16 protein-coding genes are annotated in these 21,564 nt (G+C 69.7%); 11 read left to right on the plus strand and 5 right to left on the minus strand.

Annotated features, from left to right (window positions below; all coding sequences use genetic code 11):
- The first annotated feature begins 193 nt into the window (after positions 1-193).
- Both OHA19_RS14845 and OHA19_RS14850 read left to right on the plus strand, forming a co-directional pair.
- On the plus strand, positions 194-1,528 hold the full coding sequence (locus tag OHA19_RS14845) for an MFS transporter (protein WP_405753254.1): 1,335 nt from the start codon (positions 194-196) through the stop codon (positions 1,526-1,528).
- Between the two features lie 421 nt (positions 1,529-1,949).
- Complete coding sequence (locus OHA19_RS14850; protein WP_405716298.1) at positions 1,950-3,251, plus strand: M18 family aminopeptidase; 1,302 nt, start codon at positions 1,950-1,952, stop codon at positions 3,249-3,251.
- A gap of 93 nt (positions 3,252-3,344) precedes the next feature.
- On the opposite strand, the gene OHA19_RS14855 is transcribed toward OHA19_RS14850, so the two are convergent.
- Positions 3,345-4,874, minus strand: coding sequence for a ricin-type beta-trefoil lectin domain protein (locus tag OHA19_RS14855; RefSeq protein ID WP_405716297.1), 1,530 nt, complete (start codon positions 4,872-4,874; stop codon positions 3,345-3,347).
- A gap of 106 nt (positions 4,875-4,980) precedes the next feature.
- Here OHA19_RS14855 and OHA19_RS14860 point away from each other — a divergent pair, with 106 nt between their 5' ends.
- The 4 genes from OHA19_RS14860 (at position 4,981) to OHA19_RS14875 (ending at position 11,123) form a co-directional block, all read left to right on the plus strand.
- Positions 4,981-6,405 carry a class II fumarate hydratase gene (locus tag OHA19_RS14860; RefSeq protein WP_405750451.1) on the plus strand — a complete coding sequence of 475 codons (1,425 nt, stop codon included), beginning with the start codon at positions 4,981-4,983 and terminating at the stop codon, positions 6,403-6,405.
- Positions 6,406-6,506: 101 nt separating this feature from the next.
- A complete protein-coding gene (locus tag OHA19_RS14865) occupies positions 6,507-7,205 on the plus strand; it encodes a DUF402 domain-containing protein (RefSeq protein ID WP_405750453.1) in 699 nt (232 codons plus the stop codon).
- A 371-nt stretch (positions 7,206-7,576) separates the two neighbouring features.
- The gene (locus tag OHA19_RS14870) at positions 7,577-9,508 is read left to right on the plus strand and encodes a SpoIIE family protein phosphatase (protein WP_405716292.1); all 1,932 of its coding nucleotides are present in this window, start codon (positions 7,577-7,579) and stop codon (positions 9,506-9,508) included.
- Between the two features lie 145 nt (positions 9,509-9,653).
- Positions 9,654-11,123, plus strand: a complete 1,470-nt coding sequence (locus tag OHA19_RS14875) for a catalase (RefSeq protein ID WP_405716291.1) — start codon at positions 9,654-9,656, stop codon at positions 11,121-11,123.
- Between the two features lie 93 nt (positions 11,124-11,216).
- Here the strand turns inward: OHA19_RS14875 and OHA19_RS14880 are convergent, their stop codons facing one another.
- Positions 11,217-13,463 carry a transglycosylase domain-containing protein gene (locus OHA19_RS14880; protein ID WP_405716290.1) on the minus strand — a complete coding sequence of 749 codons (2,247 nt, stop codon included), beginning with the start codon at positions 13,461-13,463 and terminating at the stop codon, positions 11,217-11,219.
- Positions 13,464-13,686: 223 nt separating this feature from the next.
- Here OHA19_RS14880 and OHA19_RS14885 point away from each other — a divergent pair, with 223 nt between their 5' ends.
- The 5 genes from OHA19_RS14885 to OHA19_RS14905 are packed head-to-tail and all read left to right on the plus strand — an operon-like array spanning position 13,687 to position 18,567.
- Positions 13,687-14,658, plus strand: a complete 972-nt coding sequence (locus OHA19_RS14885; protein ID WP_405716289.1) for an SPFH domain-containing protein — start codon at positions 13,687-13,689, stop codon at positions 14,656-14,658.
- Entirely contained in the window at positions 14,655-14,903 is a 249-nt protein-coding gene (locus tag OHA19_RS14890) for a hypothetical protein (protein WP_405716288.1), read from the plus strand. The genes OHA19_RS14885 and OHA19_RS14890 overlap by 4 nt, the downstream gene beginning before the upstream one ends.
- A 60-nt stretch (positions 14,904-14,963) precedes the next feature.
- A complete protein-coding gene (locus OHA19_RS14895) occupies positions 14,964-15,488 on the plus strand; it encodes a helix-turn-helix transcriptional regulator (protein WP_405716287.1) in 525 nt (174 codons plus the stop codon).
- A complete protein-coding gene (locus tag OHA19_RS14900; protein ID WP_405716286.1) occupies positions 15,485-16,171 on the plus strand; it encodes an ABC transporter ATP-binding protein in 687 nt (228 codons plus the stop codon). The genes OHA19_RS14895 and OHA19_RS14900 overlap by 4 nt, the downstream gene beginning before the upstream one ends.
- Positions 16,168-18,567 carry an ABC transporter permease gene (locus OHA19_RS14905; protein WP_405716285.1) on the plus strand — a complete coding sequence of 800 codons (2,400 nt, stop codon included), beginning with the start codon at positions 16,168-16,170 and terminating at the stop codon, positions 18,565-18,567. Before OHA19_RS14900 ends, OHA19_RS14905 begins: the two co-directional genes overlap by 4 nt.
- A gap of 110 nt (positions 18,568-18,677) precedes the next feature.
- Here the strand turns inward: OHA19_RS14905 and OHA19_RS14910 are convergent, their stop codons facing one another.
- The 3 genes from OHA19_RS14910 to OHA19_RS14920 all read right to left on the minus strand — a co-directional run bounded on the left by OHA19_RS14910 (position 18,678) and on the right by OHA19_RS14920 (position 21,453).
- The gene (locus OHA19_RS14910) at positions 18,678-19,169 is read right to left on the minus strand and encodes a hypothetical protein (RefSeq protein WP_405721829.1); all 492 of its coding nucleotides are present in this window, start codon (positions 19,167-19,169) and stop codon (positions 18,678-18,680) included.
- 110 nt (positions 19,170-19,279) lie between these two features.
- Positions 19,280-21,070 carry an alpha/beta hydrolase gene (locus OHA19_RS14915; protein ID WP_405750456.1) on the minus strand — a complete coding sequence of 597 codons (1,791 nt, stop codon included), beginning with the start codon at positions 21,068-21,070 and terminating at the stop codon, positions 19,280-19,282.
- A gap of 2 nt (positions 21,071-21,072) precedes the next feature.
- On the minus strand, positions 21,073-21,453 hold the full coding sequence (locus OHA19_RS14920) for a hypothetical protein (RefSeq protein WP_405716283.1): 381 nt from the start codon (positions 21,451-21,453) through the stop codon (positions 21,073-21,075).
- Positions 21,454-21,564 lie beyond the last annotated feature (111 nt).

A 21,564-nucleotide genomic window follows, 5' to 3' on the forward strand; every position in this document is an offset into this window, starting at 1 on the left:
GGGAGCGTTCCGGCCGGAGCGCTCCCTCGGGGCCGTTCTCACTCCTCCAGCAGGCCCGATGTCGCGACCAGGATCGTCCTTCACAAGCATGCAGATTACATTCGTGCAATCGCGCGGTCATGGGTGAGCGCGACCGCTCGGTGAATATGGGCCGGTGACGCGCGACAGCGAACAGGCGGACGGCGGGCCGGACCTGGCACCGGACGGCGACGGGGCCGGTACCGTGCGCGGGGAGCGCCGATATCGATTCCTCGTCGCCGGGTACTCCCTGTCCTCCTACGGCACCTTCCTGAACATGGTGGCGCTCAATCTGTTCGTCTACGAGACGACGGGGCGGGCGCTCGCGATGGGCCTGTTCATGGCCGTGCGTCTGGCGTCCGGTTTTGTCGCCGGGCTGATCGCCGGTGGTCTTCTCGACCGGTACGGCGCCAAGCGCGTCATGCTGTGGACGAATGTGACGCAGGCGGCGGTGATGCTGCTGCTGGTGCTCGCGCCCGAAGGGATGCGGACGGCCGCCCTGATGACTGTTTCCGTGGTGGTCGGCGGCTGCGGAACGCTTTTCATGGTGTCGCTGCGCAGTTCCATTCCCGAGTTGGTCGGCGACGACCGCCGGTCCTGGGCGAACTCCCTTTCCATAACCGGGCGTTCGCTGGCAATGATGGCCGGTTTCGCCTCCGCGGGCGTGGTGGTGTCGCTGGTCGGTTACACCGCCGCTTTCGTGGTGGACATGGCCACCTTCGTGATCTGCGCCGTCACGGTGGCGCTGCTGCCGATCCCGGGCGGGGGCCGGGGAAGGGACGCCCGGCCGGAATCGGAGGGGGATTCGGGCGGGGACGGGGGGAAGGAGTGGACCGGTGGCCGGGGGAAGCCGGGGAGGTGGCGGCGGCCGGGCGCGTTCCTCGCGTCGCCGGCCGCGCCGGGTCTCGGTCTGATGGTGGTGCTGCGGAGTGTCGACGCCTTCGGCTCGTCCTCCCACGCCGCGCTGCCGGTCCACTCCGCCGCACTCGACGCCGGCCACCCGGCCGTGTTCGTCAGCGCGTTCTGGTGTCTGTGGGCGCTGGGGAACGTGGCCGCGCAGCAGGTGATCCAGCGGTACGTCGGACGCACCGGGCGCACGGTGGGTGCACCGGGCTTCGGGTACGGCACCTGTCTGATGTCCGGGGCGTTCATCCTGGCGTTCGCCGGGTTCCCGTGGGCCGCGACCGCCGTGATCGCACTGGTGGCGGGGGGGGCGGCCGACGGGCTCACGGAGGTCTCGTGCACCTCCCATCTACAGACGCTCCCCGCCGATCTGCGGGCTCGTGCCTTCGGGCTCTCCGCGACCGTCGAGAACCTCGGGTTCGGCGTCGGCATGATCCTGGTCGCCGCGGCCCTCGACAGGTACAGCCCGCCGGCCGTCGTCGGCTGGTCGCACGGGGCGGCCGTCGTGGTCGCCGTGGTGTTCCTGATCAGGGTGTCCGGGGCGCGCGGGCGGGCCGACGTCCCCGCACCCCGTTCCGGCGCCGATCGCGTCGGGCCGGAACGGTGAGTTTCCCGTACGGCGTTATTCGGCCAATCTCGGAGGGAACGGCGAGGGGCCGGGCGCCCGCCGTGCCGTCCCGCACGCTCCCCGTGCCTGCCCCGGCACACCCCCGCCCGCCCCGGAGACCGCCGTCGCCGCGGCCGGTCCGGCACCGCCGCTTTCACGCAGCGGGCCGCGCAACGGACTTGCGCCGTACCGGCCCGCTTTGGTGGTTTGTCGGACGTCACTCGCACCACTCGGCCGGCCCGCCCCCGGGAAACCCGCCCCGGAGGGCCGGCGGACACCCGCAGCACCCTGGCGACCTCACCGGATCGCCCGGGTGCGCGGAGACCGGCCCCTCCTCGAACACCACCCGCACCGCATCGCACCCAGCGGACGGCGCGGGCACCTCACCCTCACCGTCGAACACCGGAAAGGCGGACGCCCGATGACGCCGCTTACCCACCGCAGCCACACCGACGACCTGCTGTCCTTCATCAGCGCCAGCCCCTCCCCGTACCACGCGGTGGCCAGTGCCGCCCAGCGCCTGGAGAAGGCGGGCTTCCGTGAACTGCGCGGCACGGACGACTGGACGGGCACGACCGGCGGCAGCTTCGTCGCCCGCGGTGGTGCGCTGATCGCCTGGTACGTCCCCGAGGGCGCCCCGGCGCACACCCCGTTCCGGATCATCGGCGCACACACCGATTCCCCGAACCTGCGGGTCAAGCCCACTCCCGACACCTCGTCGGCGGGCTGGCGGCAGATCGGCGTGGAGATCTACGGCGGCGTTCCGCTGAACACCTGGCTCGACCGCGACCTGGGCATCTCCGGGCGGCTCGCGGTGCGCGCGCCGGGCGGCGGGGTCGGGTCCCGGCTCGTCCAGATCGACGAACCGCTGCTGCGGGTACCCCAGTTGGCCATCCATCTGGACCGTACGGTCAACGAGGCGCTCGCGCTGGACCGGCAGCTCCATGTCGCCCCGGTCTGGGCGCTCGGATCGCGCGAGGAGGGTGCACTGCTGCGCCGGGTCACGGCGGCCGCCGAGGTGGACCCGGACGAGGTGCTCGGCTGGGACCTGATGCTCCATGACGTCCAGCCGCCCGGGTACCTGGGCGCGGACCGGGAGTTCGTGGTGTCGGCGCGGCTGGACAACCTGGTCTCGGTGCACGCGGGGGTCACGGCCCTGGCGGCCGCGGCGACCGCGGCCGACGAGCCGGCTTACGTCCCCGTCCTGGCCGCCTTCGACCACGAGGAAGTCGGCAGCGGTTCGGCGACGGGGGCGCAGGGCCCGCTGCTGGAGCGGGTCCTGAGCCGCTCGGTCACCGCCCGCGGCGGCAGTCCGGAGGACTGGTCGCGGGCCCTGTCCGGGGCCTTCTGCGTCTCCGCCGACATGGCCCACGCGGTGCACCCCAACTACGCGGAGCGGCACGACCCGGACCACCGTCCCCTGCCCGGCGGCGGCCCCACGCTCAAGGTCAATGTCAACCAGCGGTACGCCACCGACAGCACCGGCATGGCGGTGTTCGCGACGGCGTGCGAGCGGGCGGGCGTGCCGTGGCAGCCGTTCGTCTCCAACAACGCGATGCCGTGCGGTACGTCGATCGGCCCGCTCACCGCGGCCCGGCTGGGCGTGGAGACGGTCGACGTGGGGGTGCCGGGGCTGTCCATGCACTCGGCGCGCGAGCTGTGCGGGGTCGAGGACCCCGGTCATCTGGCCGCCGCGCTCGGTGCGTTCGTGACGTCCGGCTGATCCGCGCCGAACAGCCCGAAGGGGCGGGGCGGCCCGGCCGCCCCGCCCCTTCTCCACGCACGCGTGGAACGGTGCCCGCTGCCCGAACCGCTGCTACACGAACCGCTGCTGCGCGCTGCCGTCGCAGGCCTGGAGCTTCAGCGGGTCCTTCGCCGCCGCCAGCGTCAGGCACAGTCCGGTCGAGGCCGCCGGGCGCAAGGTGCCCGACTGCTTCACGAACTGCTGGTTGGCCGCGCCCGAGCAGTTGTACAGGATGGCCGTGGCGCCCGCCTTGTAGTCGGCGCCCGGCACGTCCAGGCACCGGTCGTGGCTCAGCTCCGTGCGGAGGGTCTTCGTGCCGGAGTCGTACCACCAGCCCTGGTTGCGGCCGCCGTGGCAGTCCCAGCCGCCGATCTTCGTGTCATTGCGGGTCACCGAGCCGGGGACGTCCACACAGGTGCCCGTCGCCTCGTTCTTCAGGGGCTTGAAGGCGTCGTCCCACGCCCCGGCCTGCAGGACCGGCTTTCCGGTGCTCGCCGGGTCGGCGCAGCTCGCCTGGCGCAGGTTCGAGTTGTAGATCTGGGTCAGGCAGGACGCGAAGGCGCCGTGGCCGCTGGCGTTCGGGTGGTAGGACTGCCGCAGGGAGTTGGAGTCCGGCGGGAAGTGCCCGAGGTCGATGTAGAGACCGCGGGCCCAGGTGGACTCGCTGCAGACCTCGTGGCCGTGGAAGAGCCGGGAGTTGTCGAGGTAGACGGCCCCGGTGTCGGTGGCGGCCTTGCGCATGCCGCGCTCGAAGGCGGGGACGGCCACGTTGCGGCCCCAGGCCGCGTCGGAGTCGTACCCGGCGCAGCCGCCGGGAAGCTTCCCGGGGAAGCTCGGGTTGTCGTAGAAGTCCGGGCCGATGGGGCTCGGGTAGCCCATGACCACGAGCTTGTAGTCGTTGTCGCCGTACCCGGCGCCGGACATGACGGTCTTCAGGTCGCGCACCGACTTCTCGACCTTGGGGACGAGTCCGTCGACGCGTGCCTGCCAGCCGCCCTCGTACTTGGGCTGGCAGGTGCCCTGGGAGAGCACCCAGCGCTCGACGCAGTCCGTCATGACCGGGCCGAACTGGAGGTCGTCGTTGGCACCCGCGACGAGCACGATCATCTTGATGCGGGTGTTGCGGGCCTTGATGGCGAGGTTGTCGCTCTGCACCAGCTCGTCGGAGTACTGCTTCGAGCCGCCGATCACGATGTTGCCGGTGTACGCGCCGGAGCAGGAGACGTTGTACGTGACGTCCGCCGGGATGCCGGTGCGGTGGATGGCGGAGTCGGGCGAGCGGTGGCACCAGTTGTCGGGGCCGTTGGTGCCGGCCTCGTACGTGCCGACGCCCTCGCCCGAGATCTCGCTGTCGCCGAGCGAGATCAGCCCGGTCTTGCGGTCCGCGAGCGGCCGCTCGGCCGGGTCGCCGTACAGCTTGGTGGCCTCCGCCGCGCGGATGGCCTCCAGTTCGGGCGACAGGGGGGTGGATGCGGTAGTGCTGGAACCGGACCGGTCCGTCGCGCCGGCCTGGCCGGCGGCCGCGGTCATGCCGCCGATCGCCGCCGCCATGGCCGCGGCGGCCGCGACCGTACAGCGAAGTCTGTGCCTGGTGCGCCTCATTGCGCCTCCCCGGGTTGTGGTTACCCCCGGTATTTACTGGTCGGTAGTCGACTTGGGAATAGACAGAACAAGACAAGTGCTCAACTTTTTCAGGAGGTTGAACGAGATGGACGAGTCACGGACCGGCAGGCAGTCCCCCGCGAACGGTGGAGTTTTCCGTATCGAGCACGATTCGATGGGCGAGGTGAGGGTGCCCGCCGAGGCCAAGTGGCGGGCCCAGACGCAGCGCGCGGTGGAGAACTTCCCGGTTTCCGGCCAGCGCCTGGAACGGGCCCACATCGAGGCCCTGGCCAGGATCAAGGCGGCCGCGGCCAAGGTGAACGCCGAGCTGAAGGTGCTCGACCCGGACATCGCCGCGGCCATCCAGGAGGCCGCCGCCGAGGTCGCCGCGGGGCGCTGGGACGACCAGTTCCCGGTCGATGTCTTCCAGACCGGGTCGGGCACCTCGTCCAACATGAACACCAATGAGGTGCTGGCCACCCTCGCCACCGAACGGCTGGGCCGCGAGGTCCATCCGAACGATCACGTCAACGCCTCGCAGTCGTCCAACGACGTCTTCCCGTCCTCCATCCACATCGCCGCGACGGCGGCCGTCACCGGCGACCTGATCCCGGCGCTGGACCGGCTGGCGACCGCCCTGGAGCGCAAGTCCGCCGAGTTCGCGACGGTCGTGAAGTCGGGCCGTACGCATCTGATGGACGCCACACCCGTCACCCTCGGCCAGGAGTTCGGCGGCTACGCGGCACAGGTCAGGTACGGCATCGAGCGGCTGCGCGCCTCGCTCCCCCGCCTCGCCGAGCTGCCCCTGGGCGGCACGGCCGTCGGCACCGGCATCAACACGCCGCCCGGCTTCTCCGCCGCCGTCATCGCCGAGGTCGCGTCCGCCACCGGGCTGCCGCTGGCGGAGGCCCGGGACCACTTCGAGGCGCAGGGCGCGCGGGACGGGCTCGTGGAGACCTCGGGCCAGCTCCGTACCATCGCCGTCTCGCTCACCAAGATCTCCAACGATCTGCGCTGGATGGCGTCCGGACCGCGCACCGGACTCGCCGAGATCAATCTGCCCGACCTCCAGCCGGGCTCGTCGATCATGCCCGGAAAGGTGAACCCGGTCATCCCCGAGGCCGTGCTGATGGTGGCCGCCCAGGTGACGGGGAACGACACGACGGTCGCCACGGCGGGCGCCGCGGGCAACTTCGAGCTGAACGTGATGCTCCCGGTCATCGCGAAGAACCTGCTGGAGTCGGTCCGGCTGCTGGCCAACGCCTCCCGGCTGCTCGCCGACCGCACGGTCGACGGGATCACGGCCAACGTCGAGCGGGCCAGGGAGTACGCCGAGTCCTCGCCCTCCGTCGTCACCCCGCTGAACAAGTACATCGGCTACGAGGAGGCGGCGAAGGTCGCCAAGAAGTCCCTCGCCCAGCGCCGGACCATTCGCGAGGTCGTACTGGACTCGGGCTACGTCGAGCGGGGCGACCTCACCGTGGAACAGCTCGACGAGGCGCTCGACGTGCTGCGCATGACCCACCCCTGAGCCGCGTTCCGGCCCCGGGGCGGCGGTCTCCGGGGCCGGGGGCTCCGAACCCGGGGCCGGACGCTCCGAGCCCCCCGGGCCGGACGCTCTAAGATCCGTCCATGGCAGGTACCGGAGACATCGAGCACTGGGCGCCGGGTGATCAGATCCTGTGGCGCTACCGCCGCAACGGCGCGCCGGCGGGGTCCGGGGCGCCGGAGCGGGCCCCGGACCCGTTCCACATCTGCCGCCCCGTCACCGTGGTCCAGGACACCGGCGAACTGCTCGCGGTGTGGGTGGCGCCGGGCACCGAGTGCGTGAAGCCGGTGCTGGCGAACGGCCGGGACGTGCACGCCGAGCCGCTCGCCACCCGCTACACCGCCCCGCGCACCACCGCCCGCTCCCCCTGGCTGGGAAACGGTGTGCTGAAGCTCGCCCGGCCCGGTGAGCCGTGGTCGGTCTGGCTGTTCTGGGAGCCGGTCTGGCAGTTCCGCAGCTGGTACGTGAATCTGGAGGAACCGCACACCCGCTGGCAGGGCGGCGTCGATTCCGAGGATCACTTTCTCGACATCTCCGTCTACCCGGACCGCAGCTGGGTCTGGCGCGACGAGGACGAATTCGCCATGGCCCAGCGGGCCGGTCTGATGGCCCCCGGGACCGCGCGGCGGGTGCGGGAGGCAAGCCGGGCGGCCGTCGGGCTGATCGAGGAGTGGGGCGCTCCGTTCCGGGACGGCTGGGAGAACTGGCGGCCCGATCCACAATGGCGGGTTCCCGCGCTTCCGGATGACTGGGACCGCACCCCCTCGTATACGCCGTCGTGAGACCCTTGATGCACCCCAGGGGGACAAACGTAGGATCGTCCTCCGGAGTGCCGCTCCGCCCCAACCGGGAGGCGCGGCACCCGACCTGACCACAAGTCATCGCACGAGCACCGCGTACTGCATGAGCTGTATGAGCCACATCAGTCGTATGAATCGTATGAACCACTACGAGGGGGTGGAGACGTGCTCGCTGTTGCCCGCCCCGTCGCCGGAAACGTTGTCACCGGCCCGTCCCGCGGGCATCCGGTTTCAGCCCCTCGTTCCGGGGCATCCGGTGACAGCCGTTGTTATCGCCGCTCTTGCCGGGGCACAGTAACGCCCCACGAGGTGATTGCCTCATACAACCGGCCCGGACGGACGGAACCCCACGCGTGACGGAGCATCCCACCTCCCACGAAGGCCGGCAGCCTCTCGCAGCCCGGTCGCAGGAACGCACCCGGCCGCGGCAGCAGGACGCCGCGCCGGCCGCCTCGCCTGCCTCCGCCGCGATCCCCGCCCCGGCCGCGGCTCCGGGGTCGGCAGCCGGCCCCGCGACTCCTGCGGCGGGCACCGGCCCCGCAGGACTCGACCCACAGGCCGCGGCCCGTCGCGAGGGCGACCGGCTGCGTTTCGTCGGGGCCGCCACCCGGCGGATCGCCCGCGGCATAGACCTGGACGAGATCGTGCTGGGCCTGTGCCGGGCCAGCGTGCCGACGTTCTCCGACGCCATACTGGTCTACCTCCGCGACCCGCTCCCGGTCGGCGACGAGCGGCCGGTCTCCCCCTTCGTGCTGCGGCTGCGCCGGTCCGACCGGCTGCGGCTGAGCGAGGAGGAGACGGACAGCTCGTCGGAGACCGAGCGGCTGCGGCTGCCCGTCATCGATCCGCACGGCGATCTGACGCCCGCGGCCGAGCTGTGCGAGATCCGCTCCGGCGGCGCGCTGGCCGAGGTGCTGCGCGGGGTGCGGCCGGTCTTCGGGGACTCGGCGGCGGCCCGTGCCGCGCTGCCCGAGCTGCTCGGCGCCGGCCGGACCGTGCCCACCGGACACCGCGCGATCCTCGCCCCGCTGCGCGGCCGGCGGCGGGTGATCGGCGCCGCCGTCTTCCTGCGCGGGACGGAGCGACCGCCGTTCGAGTCCAACGACCTGCTGGTCGCGGCCCAGCTGGCGACGCACACCGCGCTCGGCATCGACAAGGCCGTGCTGTACGGGCGCGAGGCGTACATCGCCGACGAGCTCCAACGCACCATGCTGCCCGACTCGCTGCCGCAGCCGACCGGAGTCCGGCTCGCCTCCCGCTACCTCCCGGCCGCCGAGACGGCCCGGGTCGGCGGTGACTGGTACGACGCGATCCCGCTGCCCGGCAGCCGGGTCGCCCTGGTCGTCGGCGATGTGATGGGCCACTCCATGACGTCCGCGGCGATCATGGGCCAGCTGCGCACCACCGCGCAGACCCTGGCCCAGCTCGACCTGCCGCCGCAGGAGGTGCTGCACCACCTCGACGAGCAGGCCCAGCGGCTCGGCAGCGACCGCATGGCGACCTGCCTGTACGCGGTCTACGACCCGGTCGCGCACCGGATCACGATCGCCAACGCCGGGCATCCGCCGCCCGTCCTGCTCCATCTGGGCGGCCGTGCGGAGGTGCTGCGAGTGCCGCCGGGCGCCCCGATCGGAGTCGGCGGGGTGGACTTCGAGGCCGTCGAGCTGGACGCGCCCGCGGGCGCCACGCTGCTGCTGTACACCGATGGCCTGGTGGAGTCCCGGCTGCGGGACGTCTGGACCGGGATCGAGCAGCTGCGCGAACGGCTCGCCGCCACCGCCCGGCTGACCGGCCCGGACCACTCGCCGCCGCTGGAGGCGCTCTGCGACGACGTGCTGGACATGCTCGGTCCGGGCGACCGGGACGACGACATCGCGCTGCTCGCCGCCCGGTTCGACGGGATCGCGCCGAGCGATGTCGCGTACTGGCACCTGGAACCGGAGGAGACGGCGCCGGGCCGGGCCCGCAGGCTGGCCCGCCGGGCACTCAGCCGCTGGGGTCTCGACGATCTCTCCGACTCGGTGGAGCTGCTGGTCAGCGAAGTGGTGACCAATGCGGTGCGTTACGCGGAGCGACCGGTGACACTGCGGCTGCTGCGTACCGACATCCTGCGCTGCGAGGTCGGCGACGACTCCCCGCAGCTGCCCCGGCAGCGCCGGGCGCGTGACATGGACGAGGGCGGGCGTGGCCTGTTCCTGGTGAACCGGCTGGCCAGGCGGTGGGGGGCGACGCGCCTCTCGACCGGCAAGGTGGTCTGGTTCGAGATGCCGTCCCGGGGTCAGTAGCCGGGCCGGCGAAGGAGCGGCGGAAGGGCACGGGGCAGAGCCCTGTACGCACGGTAGCGAAATGTTGCCGACCTCCTGTCGGCGGGTTTGACTTCAGTCGTGAACGAGACGGCCTGACCGAACCCCCACCGACGGGAGGACGCTCGTGTCCGAGGAATCGAAGACCAAGAACACCCCGTACACCACGAACAACGCCGGAATCCCGGTGGAGAGCGATGAACACTCGCTCACTGTCGGAGCCGACGGACCGATCCTGCTCCAGGACCACTACCTGATCGAGAAGATGGCCCAGTTCAACCGCGAACGGGTCCCCGAACGAGTGGTTCACGCCAAGGGTTCCGGCGCGTACGGCACCTTCAAGGTGACCAACGACGTCAGCCAGTTCACCAAGGCCGACCTGTTCCAGCCGGGCAAGCAGACCGCCATGCTCGCCCGCTTCTCCACGGTCGCCGGGGAGCAGGGTTCCCCCGACACCTGGCGGGACCCCCGTGGATTCGCCCTGAAGTTCTACACCGAGCAGGGCAACTACGACATGGTCGGCAACAACACGCCGATCTTCTTCGTACGTGACCCCATGAAGTTCCAGGACTTCATCCGCTCGCAGAAGCGCCGCCCGGACAGCGCGGTGCGCGACCACGACATGCAGTGGGACTTCTGGACCCTGTCCCCCGAGTCCGCGCACATGGTGACGTGGCTGATGGGCGACCGGGGCATCCCGAAGACGTACCGCCATATGAACGGCTACAGCTCGCACACCTACATGTGGGTCAACGCGGGCGGCGAGCGGTTCTGGGTGAAGTACCGCTTCAAGACCGACCAGGGCATCGACTTCTACACGCAGGACGAGGCCGACCGGATGGCCGGTGTGGACGGCGACGTCCACCGCCGCGACCTGTTCGAGGCGATCGAGCGCGGCAACCACCCGAGCTGGACGCTGTACATCCAGGTCATGCCGTTCGACGACGCACCCGATTACCGGTTCAACCCGTTCGACCTCACGAAGGTGTGGCCGCACGGCGACTACCCGGAGATCGAAGTCGGCCGGATGACGCTGAACGAGAACCCGGAGGACTTCTTCGTCCACATCGAGCAGGCGTCCTTCGAGCCGTCGAACCTGGTGCCCGGCATCGGTCCGTCGCCCGACAAGATGCTGCTCGGCCGGCTCTTCTCGTACCCCGACACCCACCGGTACCGGATCGGCCCGAACTACGCGCAGCTGCCCCCGAACCGTCCGCGGTTCGGCCGGAACTCGTACGCGAAGGACGGCCCGATGCGGTACGAGCCGAGCCGTACGGGAGCGGTCTACGCGCCGAACTCGTACGGCGGCCCGGCGGCGGACACCGCGCGCTACGGCGACCCGGCGGGCTGGGCGACGGCGGGCGAGATGGTCCACGAGGCGTACAAGCTGCACAGCGAGGACGACGACTGGGGCCAGGCGGGCACCATGGTGCGCAAGGTGCTCGACGACGCGGCCCGCGAGCGACTGGTAGGGAACATTTCCGGCCATCTGCTGGACGGTGTGAGCGCCCCGGTCCTGGAGCGCGCGCTGCAGTACTGGCGCAACGTGGACAAGGACCTCGGCGACCGGATCGCCAAGAAGGTCAACGGCGGCTGACACCGCCGTACGTACGGGAAACGGGTCAGGGGCGGTGCCGGCCGGCACCGCCCCTGACCCATGTGTTCATCGTCGGCTCAGGCTCTCAGGCACTCACCGCGCGGGAGGAGCGTTGTTGACGATGTTGTTCTCGTTGCCGTCGGCCGGTTTGCCGGGGACCCCGCCGCCCGGCGGATCCGGGGACTGGCTCGACGGCACGTCCGGCGACTGCGACGGCGGCGGTACGTCCGGCGACTGGGACGGCGGCACGTCGGGCGACTGGGACGGGCTCTGCGAGGGCTTGTCCGGCGACTGCGACGGGGTCGTGTCGGTGCTCGCCGACTGCGAGGGGGTCGTCGACGGCGAGGCCGGCACGGTGACCTCGCCGCGCTCGACGTCCTCCAGGTCGAACCGGGCACTGGAGCCGCCTCCCAGCGCGCCGAGGGTGTAGTCCGCCCAGATCTGCGCCGGGAAGCCACCACCGTTGGCCCGGCCGGAGTTGGCCGTGCCGGTCAGGCTGACCTGGCCGCCGCCGTCCTTGGGCGATTCGCCGAAGAGCGCGACGACGGTGGTGAGCTCGGGGGTGTAGGCGGCGAACCAGGCCGACTTGTTGTTCTCCGACGTACCCGTCTTGCCCGCCGCCTCGTACGCCGAGGTGTTGGCCGCCCGGCCGGAGCCGGCGTCCACCACTCCGGTCAGGACGGAGGTCACGGTGTCGGCGGACTTGCGGCTGATCACCTGGCTGCCGATGCCCTCGACCGGGTCGACCGTCCGCTCACGGTGCTTGGCCGACTTCACGATGAACGGGGTGACCTTCTTGCCGTGGTTGTCGAGGGTGGCGTACGCGCCCGCCATGTCCCAGGTCGAGGCGTTCATGGTGCCGAGCGTGATGGCGGGGCGCTCGGGGAAGTTCTTGTCCGGTACGCCGAGGGCCAGGGCCGTCTTCTTCACCGCGGGCGGGCCGACGTCGACGACCATCTGGGCGAAGACCGAGTTGATCGACGCGTTCATCGCCTTCTGCACGGTGACGTCGCCGTAGCTCTGGTTGTCCTCGTTCTCCGGGGCGAACGGGGTGTCGCTGCCCACCACCGGCCGCTTGCTGGTGCCGTCGTAGCGGGTGTTGACGCCGATCAGGTCGCCGTCCTGGGTCTTCGACTCGTTCTCCAGCGCGGAGGCGAGCACCAGCGGCTTGAAGGTCGATGCGGGCTGGTAGTCCCGGCGCGTGGCGTTGGAGACGTAGTGCTTGGTGTAGCCCACCCCGCCGTACATCGCGACGACGCCGCCGGTCTTCGGGTTCACGGAGGTGGCGCCCGCCTGGACGGTCGCGTCGACCTTGTTGCCCTCGCGGTCCAGCTTGGACTCCAGCTGGCGGTCGACGGACTTCTCCAGCTCCTTCTGCCGCTTCTTGTCGATGTTGAGCGTGAAGGTCCAGCCGCCGGCCTGCCGCATCTCCGCGGTGATGCCCTGCTTCTCCAGCTCGTTGTTGGCCGCCTCGACGAGGTAACCGGTCTGGCCCTCCATGCCCTTGGCGGGCTTGGCCTTGCCCGGGGCCGGGAATTCGAGCTTGTCGCGCTCGGCCTTGTCGAGCCAGTGCATCTCGACCATGTTGTCGAGGGTGTAGCCCCAGCGTTCCTTGACCAGCTTCTTGCCCGTCTTGCTCGCGGTCTGCCAGTCGTACTGGCTGGGCGCCTGGAGCACCGAGGCCAGGTAGGCGCCCTGGGAGACGGTGAGGTCCTTGGCGTCGACCCCGTAGTAGGCCTGCGCGGCCGCCTGGATGCCGCTCGCCCCGCGCCCGTAGTACGCGGTGTTGATGTACCCGGCGAGGATGTACTCCTTGCTCTTCTTGCTGTCGACCTTGAGCGAGATCACCAGTTCCTTGAGCTTCCGGCTGATCGTCGGGTCCTGCGTCAGGTAGTAGTTCTTCACGTACTGCTGGGTGATGGTCGAGCCACCCTGCTTGCCCTTGCCGCTGAGGGTGTTGAGAAGCCCGCGCGTGGTGCCCTTCAGGTCGATGCCCTGGTCGTCGTAGAAGGACTTGTTCTCGGCGGCGACGAAGGTGTGCTGCACCTTCAGCGGCACCTCGGCCAGGTCCACGATCTGGCGGTTGACCCCGTTGCCGGTCCGGGTCAGCAGTGACCCGTCGCTGTACTGGTAGACGTTGCTCTGCCGCTCGGCCAGGGCGTTGGCCTTCGGGATGTCCACGTACATGTAGAGGGCGACGAAGGCGCCCATGATCAGCAGGCAGAATCCGAAGAAGGTGCCCAGCATCTTCTTCCAGGTGAAGAGTCTGCGTATGCCGCCGCTCTTCGCGGCCCGCCGCGCTCCGCGCCGCTGGGCTCGTCGCGCATCCGCTCGACCCATCGCTGTTTTGCTCCTGTTTCTCTGCTCGACCAGATCCGCTCAGCCAAACCAGCTAACACCGTCGGCCAGGACAAAAAGCGAGCGATGCGGTCTTTTACGGACGTGACAATCAGCACCCGTTCTCAAGGGAACCGACTCATGAAGGGTGCCCAAGGTTGCGAACACAGGTAATGTGTAATCACATTGCTAGCACCGAGTCAGTCTTTTCGAAACGGGGGATCCCATGTCCGACCATGACAATCCGCGCGCCGCGACCACTCTTGCCGCAGACCTCACGCCCGACGCACCACAGATGCCCGAACCGCAGGTGAGAGAGGTGACGGCGCACAGCATTCCCGGCGGCCTCGGCCTGCTGCTGACCGTGGTCGGCGTAATCGTAGGCATCGGCCTCGCGATCATCGGCGGCGTCGTCGGCTCGAACGGCAACAACGGCCTGGGCATCCCGGTCTGCATCTTCGGCGTCCTGCTCGTCATCGCCTCGTTCTTCTGCATGACGGGTGTGAAGATGGTCGCACCGGGCGAGGCCCGGGTGATCCAGCTCTTCGGCCGGTACGTCGGCACGATCCGCACCGACGGGCTGCGCTGGATCAACCCGCTCACCAGCAGCCGGAAGATCTCCACCCGGGTCCGCAACCACGAGACCGCGGTCCTGAAGGTCAACGACGCCTACGGCAACCCGATCGAGCTCGCCGCGATCGTCGTCTGGAAGGTCGAGGACACCGCGCAGGCGCTCTTCGAGGTCGACGACTTCCTGGAGTTCGTCGCCACCCAGACCGAGGCGGCCGTCCGGCACATCGCGATCGAGTACCCGTACGACGCCCACGAGGAGGGCGGCCTCTCGCTGCGCGGCAACGCGGAGGAGATCACCGAGAAGCTGGCCGTGGAGCTCACCGCCCGGGTGCAGGCCGCCGGCGTACGGATCATCGAATCGCGCTTCAGCCACCTCGCGTACGCCCCCGAGATCGCCTCCGCGATGCTCCAGCGCCAGCAGGCCGGTGCGGTGGTCGCGGCCCGGCAGCAGATCGTCGAAGGCGCGGTCGGCATGGTCGAGATGGCACTCACCCGGATCGCCGAGCAGGACATCGTCGAGCTCGACGCCGAGCGCAAGGCCTCCATGGTCAGCAATCTGATGGTGGTGCTGTGCGGTGACCGCGCGGCCCAGCCGGTCCTGAACACGGGCACTCTTTACCAGTGACCGAACAGACCCCGCCGGCCCGCAGGACCCCGCCGCAGCGCAAGCAGATGCTGCTGCGGCTGGATCCCGCGGTGCATGACGCGCTGGCCCGCTGGGCCTCGGACGAGCTGCGCAGCGCGAACGCCCAGATCGAGTTCCTGCTGCGCAGGGCACTGGCGGAGGCGGGCCGCCTGCCCGGCTCGGCGGGGCCGATCCCCCGCCGAGGGCGGCCCCCGAAGGACGCGTCGGGCCCGGCCGACACCTGAGAGCCCGGGACGGGACCCGGGTATACACCGGGGGTATACACGCCGTGTACAGTGCCTGGCATGTCTATCGGCCACACCCTGCTCGGGCTCCTGGAGTCCGGCCCCCGCCACGGCTACGACCTCAAGCGGACGTTCGACGAGAAGTTCGGCCACGACCGCCCCCTGCACTACGGCCAGGTCTACTCGACCATGTCCCGGCTGCTCAAGAACGGCCTCGTCGAGGTCGACGGCGTCGAGAGCGGCGGCGGCCCGGAACGCAAGCGGTACGCCATCACCGAGGCCGGGATCACCGATGTCGGCGCCTGGCTCGCGCAGCCGGAGAAGCCCGAGCCGTACCTCCAGTCGACGCTCTACACCAAGGTCGTCCTGGCCCTGCTCACCGGCCGCAGCGCCGAGGCCCTGCTGGACAGCCAGCGCACCGAGCACCTGCGCCTGATGCGCATGCTCACCGACCGCAAGCGCAAGGGCGACCTCGCCGATCAGCTGATCTGCGACCACGCCCTCTTCCACCTCGAAGCCGATCTGCGCTGGCTGGAACTGACCGCCGCCCGGCTCGACCGGCTCGCCGCGGAGGTGGGTGCGTGATCCCCGCCGGCTCCCTGCTCAGCGCCGACAGCCTGCACAAGGCGTACGGCCACACGCCCGCGCTCGACGGCGCCTCGTTCTCCATCCACCCCGGCGAGGTCGTCGCCGTGATGGGCCCCTCCGGCTCCGGCAAGTCGACCCTGCTGCACTGCCTCGCCGGCATCGTCACCCCCGACCGGGGCACGATCACCTACGGGGGCCGCGAGCTCTCCGCGATGTCGGACGCCGAACGCAGCGCCCTGCGCCGTACCGAGTTCGGCTTCGTCTTCCAGTTCGGCCAGCTCGTCCCGGAGCTGACCTGCGTGGAGAACGTCGCCCTCCCGCTCCGGCTGAACGGCACCAGGCGCAAGGAGGCCGAACGCACCGCCCGGCACTGGCTGGAGCGCCTGGAGGTCGACACCGTGGGCGCCAAGCGTCCCGGCGAGGTCTCCGGCGGGCAGGGGCAGCGCGTCGCCGTGGCCCGCGCGCTGGCCGCCTCACCCAAGGTGATCTTCGCCGACGAGCCGACCGGCGCCCTGGACTCCTTCAACGGGGAACGGGTCATGGAGCTGCTCACCGAGGCGGCCCGGTCCGCCAACGTCGCCGTGGTCCTGGTGACCCACGAGGCCCGGGTCGCCGCGTACTCCGACCGTGACGTCACCGTGCGCGACGGCCGGACCCGCGACCTGGAGCACGCCGTATGACGCTGCTCGACCGGAAGAACGCGCCGGCCGCCGCCCCGCGCGGGCCAGCCGGACCCACCGGCGTCGCCGCCTGGTTCCGCGACCTCGGCCTCGGCATCCGGTTCGCCTCCGGCGGCGGGCGCGAGGGCTGGGTCCGCACCGTACTGACCGCCGTCGGCGTCGGTCTCGGTGTGGCACTGCTCCTGACCGCCGCCTCCGCACCGCATCTGCTCCAGGAGCGTTCCGCGCGCAGCGAGGCGCGCGCGGAGAGCTCCGTTCCCGGCGGGCCCGACGCACAGGCCAGGAAGACCGACACCTCGGTGCTGCGGGTCAGCGCGGAGACCGAGTACCACAGCCGCACCGTCGAGGGTTACCTGATGCGGGCGGACGGTGCGCACCCGGTCCTCCCGCCGGGCGTCGCGCGCTTCCCGGGCGCGGACGAGATGGTGGTCTCCCCCGCCCTGAAGGAGCTGCTGGACTCGTCCCAGGGCCGTCTCCTCAAGGAGCGGCTGCCGTACCGGATCACCGGCACGATCGCCGACGCCGGTCTGGTCTCGCCCGGCGACCTGGTCTACTACGCGGGCAGCGCCACCCTGACGTCCGGCGACGGCGGCCACCGGATCGCCGGTTACGGCAACCCGGGGCAGGGCGAGGAGATGCCGCCCGTCCTCATCGTGCTGATCATCATGATCTGTGTGGTGCTGCTGGTGCCGGTCGCGATCTTCATCGCGACGGCGGTGCGGTTCGGCGGCGATCGCCGCGACCGCCGGCTCGCCGCGCTGCGGCTGGTCGGTACGGACATCCGGATGACCCGTCGGATCGCGGCCGGCGAGGCCCTGTTCGGGGCGCTCCTGGGCGTGCTGACCGGGGCGGTGCTCTTCCTGGTGGGGCGCCGATTCGTCGGTCACATCGAGGTGTGGAACGTCAGCGTCTTCCCGTCCGACCTGGTGCCCGACCCCGCGCTGACGGCGCTGGTCGTCGTCTCCGTCCCGGTGGCGGCGGTGCTGGTCACGCTGGTCGCGATGCGCTCGGTGGTGATCGAACCGCTCGGCGTCGTACGGGGCGGCGGCGACCGCAGGCGCAGGCTCTGGTGGCGGCTGCCGATGCCGGTCGCGGGTCTGGCGGTGCTCGGACTGACCGGCAAGGTCGACGAGTTCACCCCGGTCAACCCGTATCCGATCGCGGGCGGTGCCGTGCTGGTCCTGGTCGGGCTCGCCCTGCTGCTGCCCTGGCTGGTCGAGGCGTGCGTGAACCGGCTGCACGGCGGCCCGGTGCCCTGGCAGCTCGCCACCCGCAGGCTCCAGCTGAGCAGCGGGGCCGCCTCCCGCGCGGTCAGCGGCATCACGGTCGCGGTCGCGGGAGCGGTGGCACTGCAGATGCTGTTCGCCGCGGTGGGCGACGAGTTCAGCAGGGTGACCGGGCAGGACCCGTCGCGGGCCCAGTTCTACACGTACTCCGAGAAGGTCGAACCCGGGGCGGCCACCCGGACCATCGAGGAGTTCAAGGCCACCAAGGGCGTGGACGCCGTCATCGGGAAGGTCGAGACGTACGCCACCCGGCCCGGCAAGTACACGAAGTCCGACGTCCAGCCGACCACCAGTCTCATCGTCGGCGACTGCGCGACCCTGCGCGAACTCGCCCGGATCGACTCCTGCACGGACGGCGACACCTTCGTGGCCCACCCCAGGAACGACAAGGAGATGTCCGACTGGGTCGATGAGACGGCCCGCAAGGGCAAGGAGGTCCTGATCGGCTCGGGCTACCGCCAGAAGCCGATGCGGTGGACCCTGCCCGCCGGCTCCCGGACGGTCCAGGCCCGCCACGATCCGCTGGGCGAGGACTCCTGGGGCATCATGGCCACCATCGGCGCCCTCGACCCGAGCAAGCTGCCGGGCGCGACGACCCAGGCGCAGATCCGGGTCGACGAGAGCGTCGAGGACGCCGCGGAGTACGTACGGAACACGGCGGCCCGGATCGACCCCGCGATGCGGGTCGCGACCCTCAAGTCGGAGACCCGTGACGAGAAGTACGCCAGTGTGCAGCGCGGCCTCCAGGTCGGTGCGACCGCGACGCTGCTGCTGATCGCCGCCGCGATGCTGGTCTCCCAGCTGGAGCAGCTGCGCGAACGCAAGCGCCTGCTGTCGGTCCTGGTCGCCTTCGGCACCCGGCGGTCCACCCTCGCCTGGTCGATCCTCTGGCAAACCGCCGTGCCCGTGCTCATCGGGCTGACGGTCGCCGTGGCCGGCGGGATCGGCCTGGGCGCGGCGCTGATCACCATGCTCGACAAGAAGATCACCAACTGGTGGCTGTTCCTGCCGATGACTGGCGCGGGCGCGGCGCTGATCCTGCTGGTCACGCTGGTGTCCCTGCCCTCGCTGTGGCGCCTGATGCGGCCGGAGGGCCTGCGCACGGAGTGACCTGTGCGAGGCGACGAGGGGGCGCGGTTCCTCGGGAGCCGCGCCCCCTCGCCTTGAGCCGGCGCTGGTCGGCGCTCGTACCGGACTTACCGAAGGCAGTACCGTCAGCCTCAGCTCGGAGAACCAGAAGCGACCGGCTTGTCGGACGACCAGAAGTCGGAGTGCACGTTGGGAGTGGGCACTTCCTTCCCGCGGTAGTCAGTGCCCTTCCCCGGAGCGGAGGGCTGCGCCACCTTCGACTTGTCCACGCAAGCCGTTTGAACCTTCAGGAAAAACTGCCCCTTGTACCCGACGGTCAACCCCATCCTCAATACACCGTCACCGGCATCGGCAAAGATGGCAGGGAACTTCTTATCGGGGTTGACCTTGGTGATTGTGTAGCCCGACTTCTCCCATGCCCGCTCAATGATTCCGAGAAGCGAACCTCTGCGTCCCTCGGAAACCTGAGTCATGACCACAGCACGGCGCGTGACATCGCCGAGTTCCGGGGCGCCAGTGCACATTCCACTATCGGATAGATCGTGCGTCCACTCCAGAGGAGGGTCCACAGAGGACAGTGTGTCGCCGACGAGGATGTCAGCCTTGTCTGCAGCCTGCTGCATATTCACGCTGGAAGTCCTTTGGGGAGCAGGGGAATTATTGCTGCCGCTCCCGCAGCCAGCTACGAAAGTCATGGCAAGCACAAGGACGGCGATGCGATTGGAAAAGTACTTCACCGCGGGGCCTCTGTAGTGATCGAGTCTGAACGTCCGCCGACGATACGAGCGATGTTGTCTGCCGCTGAAGGGTTCCTGTCCTCGTCGAAATAACCAGAATGCGCGGGAGTTGGCCCTTGGCCCGACAGCCAGAGCGGGAGTGGGCCGTCGCCACTCTCCATTCTCGTGGCCCCGAACTCCTTACTCGTCGGGTCCGTACCGAACCAGAGATCGTTACTTCCCATTACGGCTGCCCCCAAGATCCCTGGGCCGACAAGATCCTTCATACTGGGTAGCCTCGACACGGGATCGTTGTCAGCGGAAGCGGCGAACACGTGCCCCTTGCCGACGTTCAGTTCCGAAGCGTTGTCGGCCCCGGTGCCCGGACTGCCCAGCAGAATGATGTCGTCAACGCCTGGGACACCGCCGTCCTGCCGGGCCGCGGTGCCTACCGTGAGCGATCCGTAGGAGTGGCCAATCGCTGTGACGTGCGGGTTCTCGTGTTTGTTGGTCGCCTGGATGCCGTCCATGAATGAGTTGTAGGCAGGAGCGCCATTGTTCGCGTCGGTCGTCGACGTGACGTCCGTGAAGCCCGGCGCGTCGTATCCCAGCCAGACGATGGAGGCGCTGGACGAGTCGTACTGTCGGGCGTCCTTCGCGGTCTGCATGGCCCTGCGCACGGTGTCGTCCGCGAAGTCTGCGTCGAGAGCCGTACCGAGGCCCGGCACGTACGAGGACACGTTCCTGGCGGTGTCGGGGTTTCCGTAGCTGACAATGGCACGGCCATTCCCCTCTGTACCGATTCCAAGCAGGTACATGGGTGGGACTGAATTCTCAGACAGCTTGGTCTGAATACCCTTCAGTCCCGCGAGTTTGTCCTGAGCGCCGTCGGCCGTCTGACCTTCGAGGCTGGCGATCACCAAGGGGAGGTTCGCCCGGTTCGCTTCATCGCGCGCCGCAGCCGGAATGCCGTCGAGGTACCCGATCACGTCGGGGAAGGATGTGATGTACTCTTGGCGCTCTTCTTTGCTCAAGTGGTCCCACCATTCCTTGCGCTCAGCCGGTGACTTGTCCAGCACTTGATCTGCCAGATACTCACGGGCCGCGCTTCCAACGGCAGTAACATCCCCCGCCACGTTCGCCCAGGTCTTCCTGTCAACCGTGAGACCAGGCGCGGCCTTGAGGTCCCGAAGAGCCGAACTGTATCGCTCATCGATTTCGCGGGCCTCACTCAGGGCATGAGCGATGCGGTCGGCCACGTCCTGGGCCTTGGCTCGGTGAGGATTGAGAATCCCCGGCTGCGGGGCATTCGGCCCCAGAGCAGGGTTGTACATGCCGTTACTGTCGCGGTACAGGCCAGGGTTTCCAGCGCCGATCAAACCGTTGTTGCCCATCACGGAGCCACCCGGTATCGCGTCACCAGTCAACGTGTCCTTGCCGCCGGCCGGGTAGTCGATGCTGCCGTTCACGTTGAGTTTGTAGCCAAGGGAGGCCACATCGTCGAGAGCATCACGCAGTCGGCGCTGCGGGGCGGTGAGTTCGGTGGCCAGGCCATCAAGTGCGCCTCGGATCAAGCCCGCCTCGGTCTGAATGTAGTGGCAGTTCTCACTAAGTCGCTTCAGTCGCTTGACGGCTGATTCCGCCGACTCGCTTTCCTGCGTCTTGCTGAGCTTGCCGCTCATGTCGCCATCGACGCGCTCGCGCGCGACATCAGCACGACGCATCAGCGCAGCCCAACCGTCGGCTGCTTCGGTCAGCTCGGACAGCTTGAGGTCGCGGAGCTGCTGCCACGTGAGTCCGAACGCCATGGCTACTGCCCCATCCTCGCGCCAGGAACCTTCACCGCCTTGGTCTTGTCGCCCACCTCAGCGTCCACCTCCCTGAAGTCGACAGCCACTTGGCGCAGCTTGGGTTCGAGTGAACTGCACTCTTCCCGGACTGCTTTGAGGCGCTCTTCCCAAGAGTTGAGCACGGTCTTCAGCGAGCCAAGGCTGGCCAGCCCTTCGAGCCCTCCGCCGATACCCTCGTGAGCAGAGCGGAGCTCCACTCTGCACGTGCTCGTAGTGGTCTGCAGGTCATCGGCCGTACCGGCTGCCTCGGTCCACGGTCCACCTTTGTGCTTGAGCCTGCCCGCCCCGCCCCCGGTCGACGTCGCATATCCGCCTTCACCTTGGAGGCTGTTGATCTCCATGTGCGTAGTGTGGCGCTGCGCCGCATCGGCTTTGAGTTGTTCCCATTCATCCCACGCCATGCCTGGCCCCTCTCCCCCAGTGCCCCGGATGCCATCCGGGCAGGCTCCCCC

Origin of the sequence: Streptomyces sp. NBC_00012 (assembly GCF_045040875.1) — a bacterium.
In the GTDB taxonomy this organism is placed as follows: Bacteria; Actinomycetota; Actinomycetes; order Streptomycetales; family Streptomycetaceae; genus Streptomyces.

What these genes read in the sequence shown, in the direction of transcription:
- OHA19_RS14850 (WP_405716298.1), top strand. Translation starts at nt 1,950, where the DNA reads ATGACGCCGCTTACCCACCGCAGCCACACCGACGACCTGCTGTCCTTC.
- OHA19_RS14855 (WP_405716297.1), bottom strand. Translation starts at nt 4,874, where the DNA reads ATGAGGCGCACCAGGCACAGACTTCGCTGTACGGTCGCGGCCGCCGCG.
- OHA19_RS14860 (WP_405750451.1), top strand. Translation starts at nt 4,981, where the DNA reads ATGGACGAGTCACGGACCGGCAGGCAGTCCCCCGCGAACGGTGGAGTT.
- OHA19_RS14865 (WP_405750453.1), top strand. Translation starts at nt 6,507, where the DNA reads ATGGCAGGTACCGGAGACATCGAGCACTGGGCGCCGGGTGATCAGATC.
- OHA19_RS14880 (WP_405716290.1), bottom strand. Translation starts at nt 13,463, where the DNA reads ATGGGTCGAGCGGATGCGCGACGAGCCCAGCGGCGCGGAGCGCGGCGG.
- OHA19_RS14885 (WP_405716289.1), top strand. Translation starts at nt 13,687, where the DNA reads ATGTCCGACCATGACAATCCGCGCGCCGCGACCACTCTTGCCGCAGAC.
- OHA19_RS14895 (WP_405716287.1), top strand. Translation starts at nt 14,964, where the DNA reads ATGTCTATCGGCCACACCCTGCTCGGGCTCCTGGAGTCCGGCCCCCGC.
- OHA19_RS14905 (WP_405716285.1), top strand. Translation starts at nt 16,168, where the DNA reads ATGACGCTGCTCGACCGGAAGAACGCGCCGGCCGCCGCCCCGCGCGGG.
- OHA19_RS14910 (WP_405721829.1), bottom strand. Translation starts at nt 19,169, where the DNA reads ATGCAGCAGGCTGCAGACAAGGCTGACATCCTCGTCGGCGACACACTG.
- OHA19_RS14915 (WP_405750456.1), bottom strand. Translation starts at nt 21,070, where the DNA reads ATGGCGTTCGGACTCACGTGGCAGCAGCTCCGCGACCTCAAGCTGTCC.
- OHA19_RS14920 (WP_405716283.1), bottom strand. Translation starts at nt 21,453, where the DNA reads ATGGAGATCAACAGCCTCCAAGGTGAAGGCGGATATGCGACGTCGACC.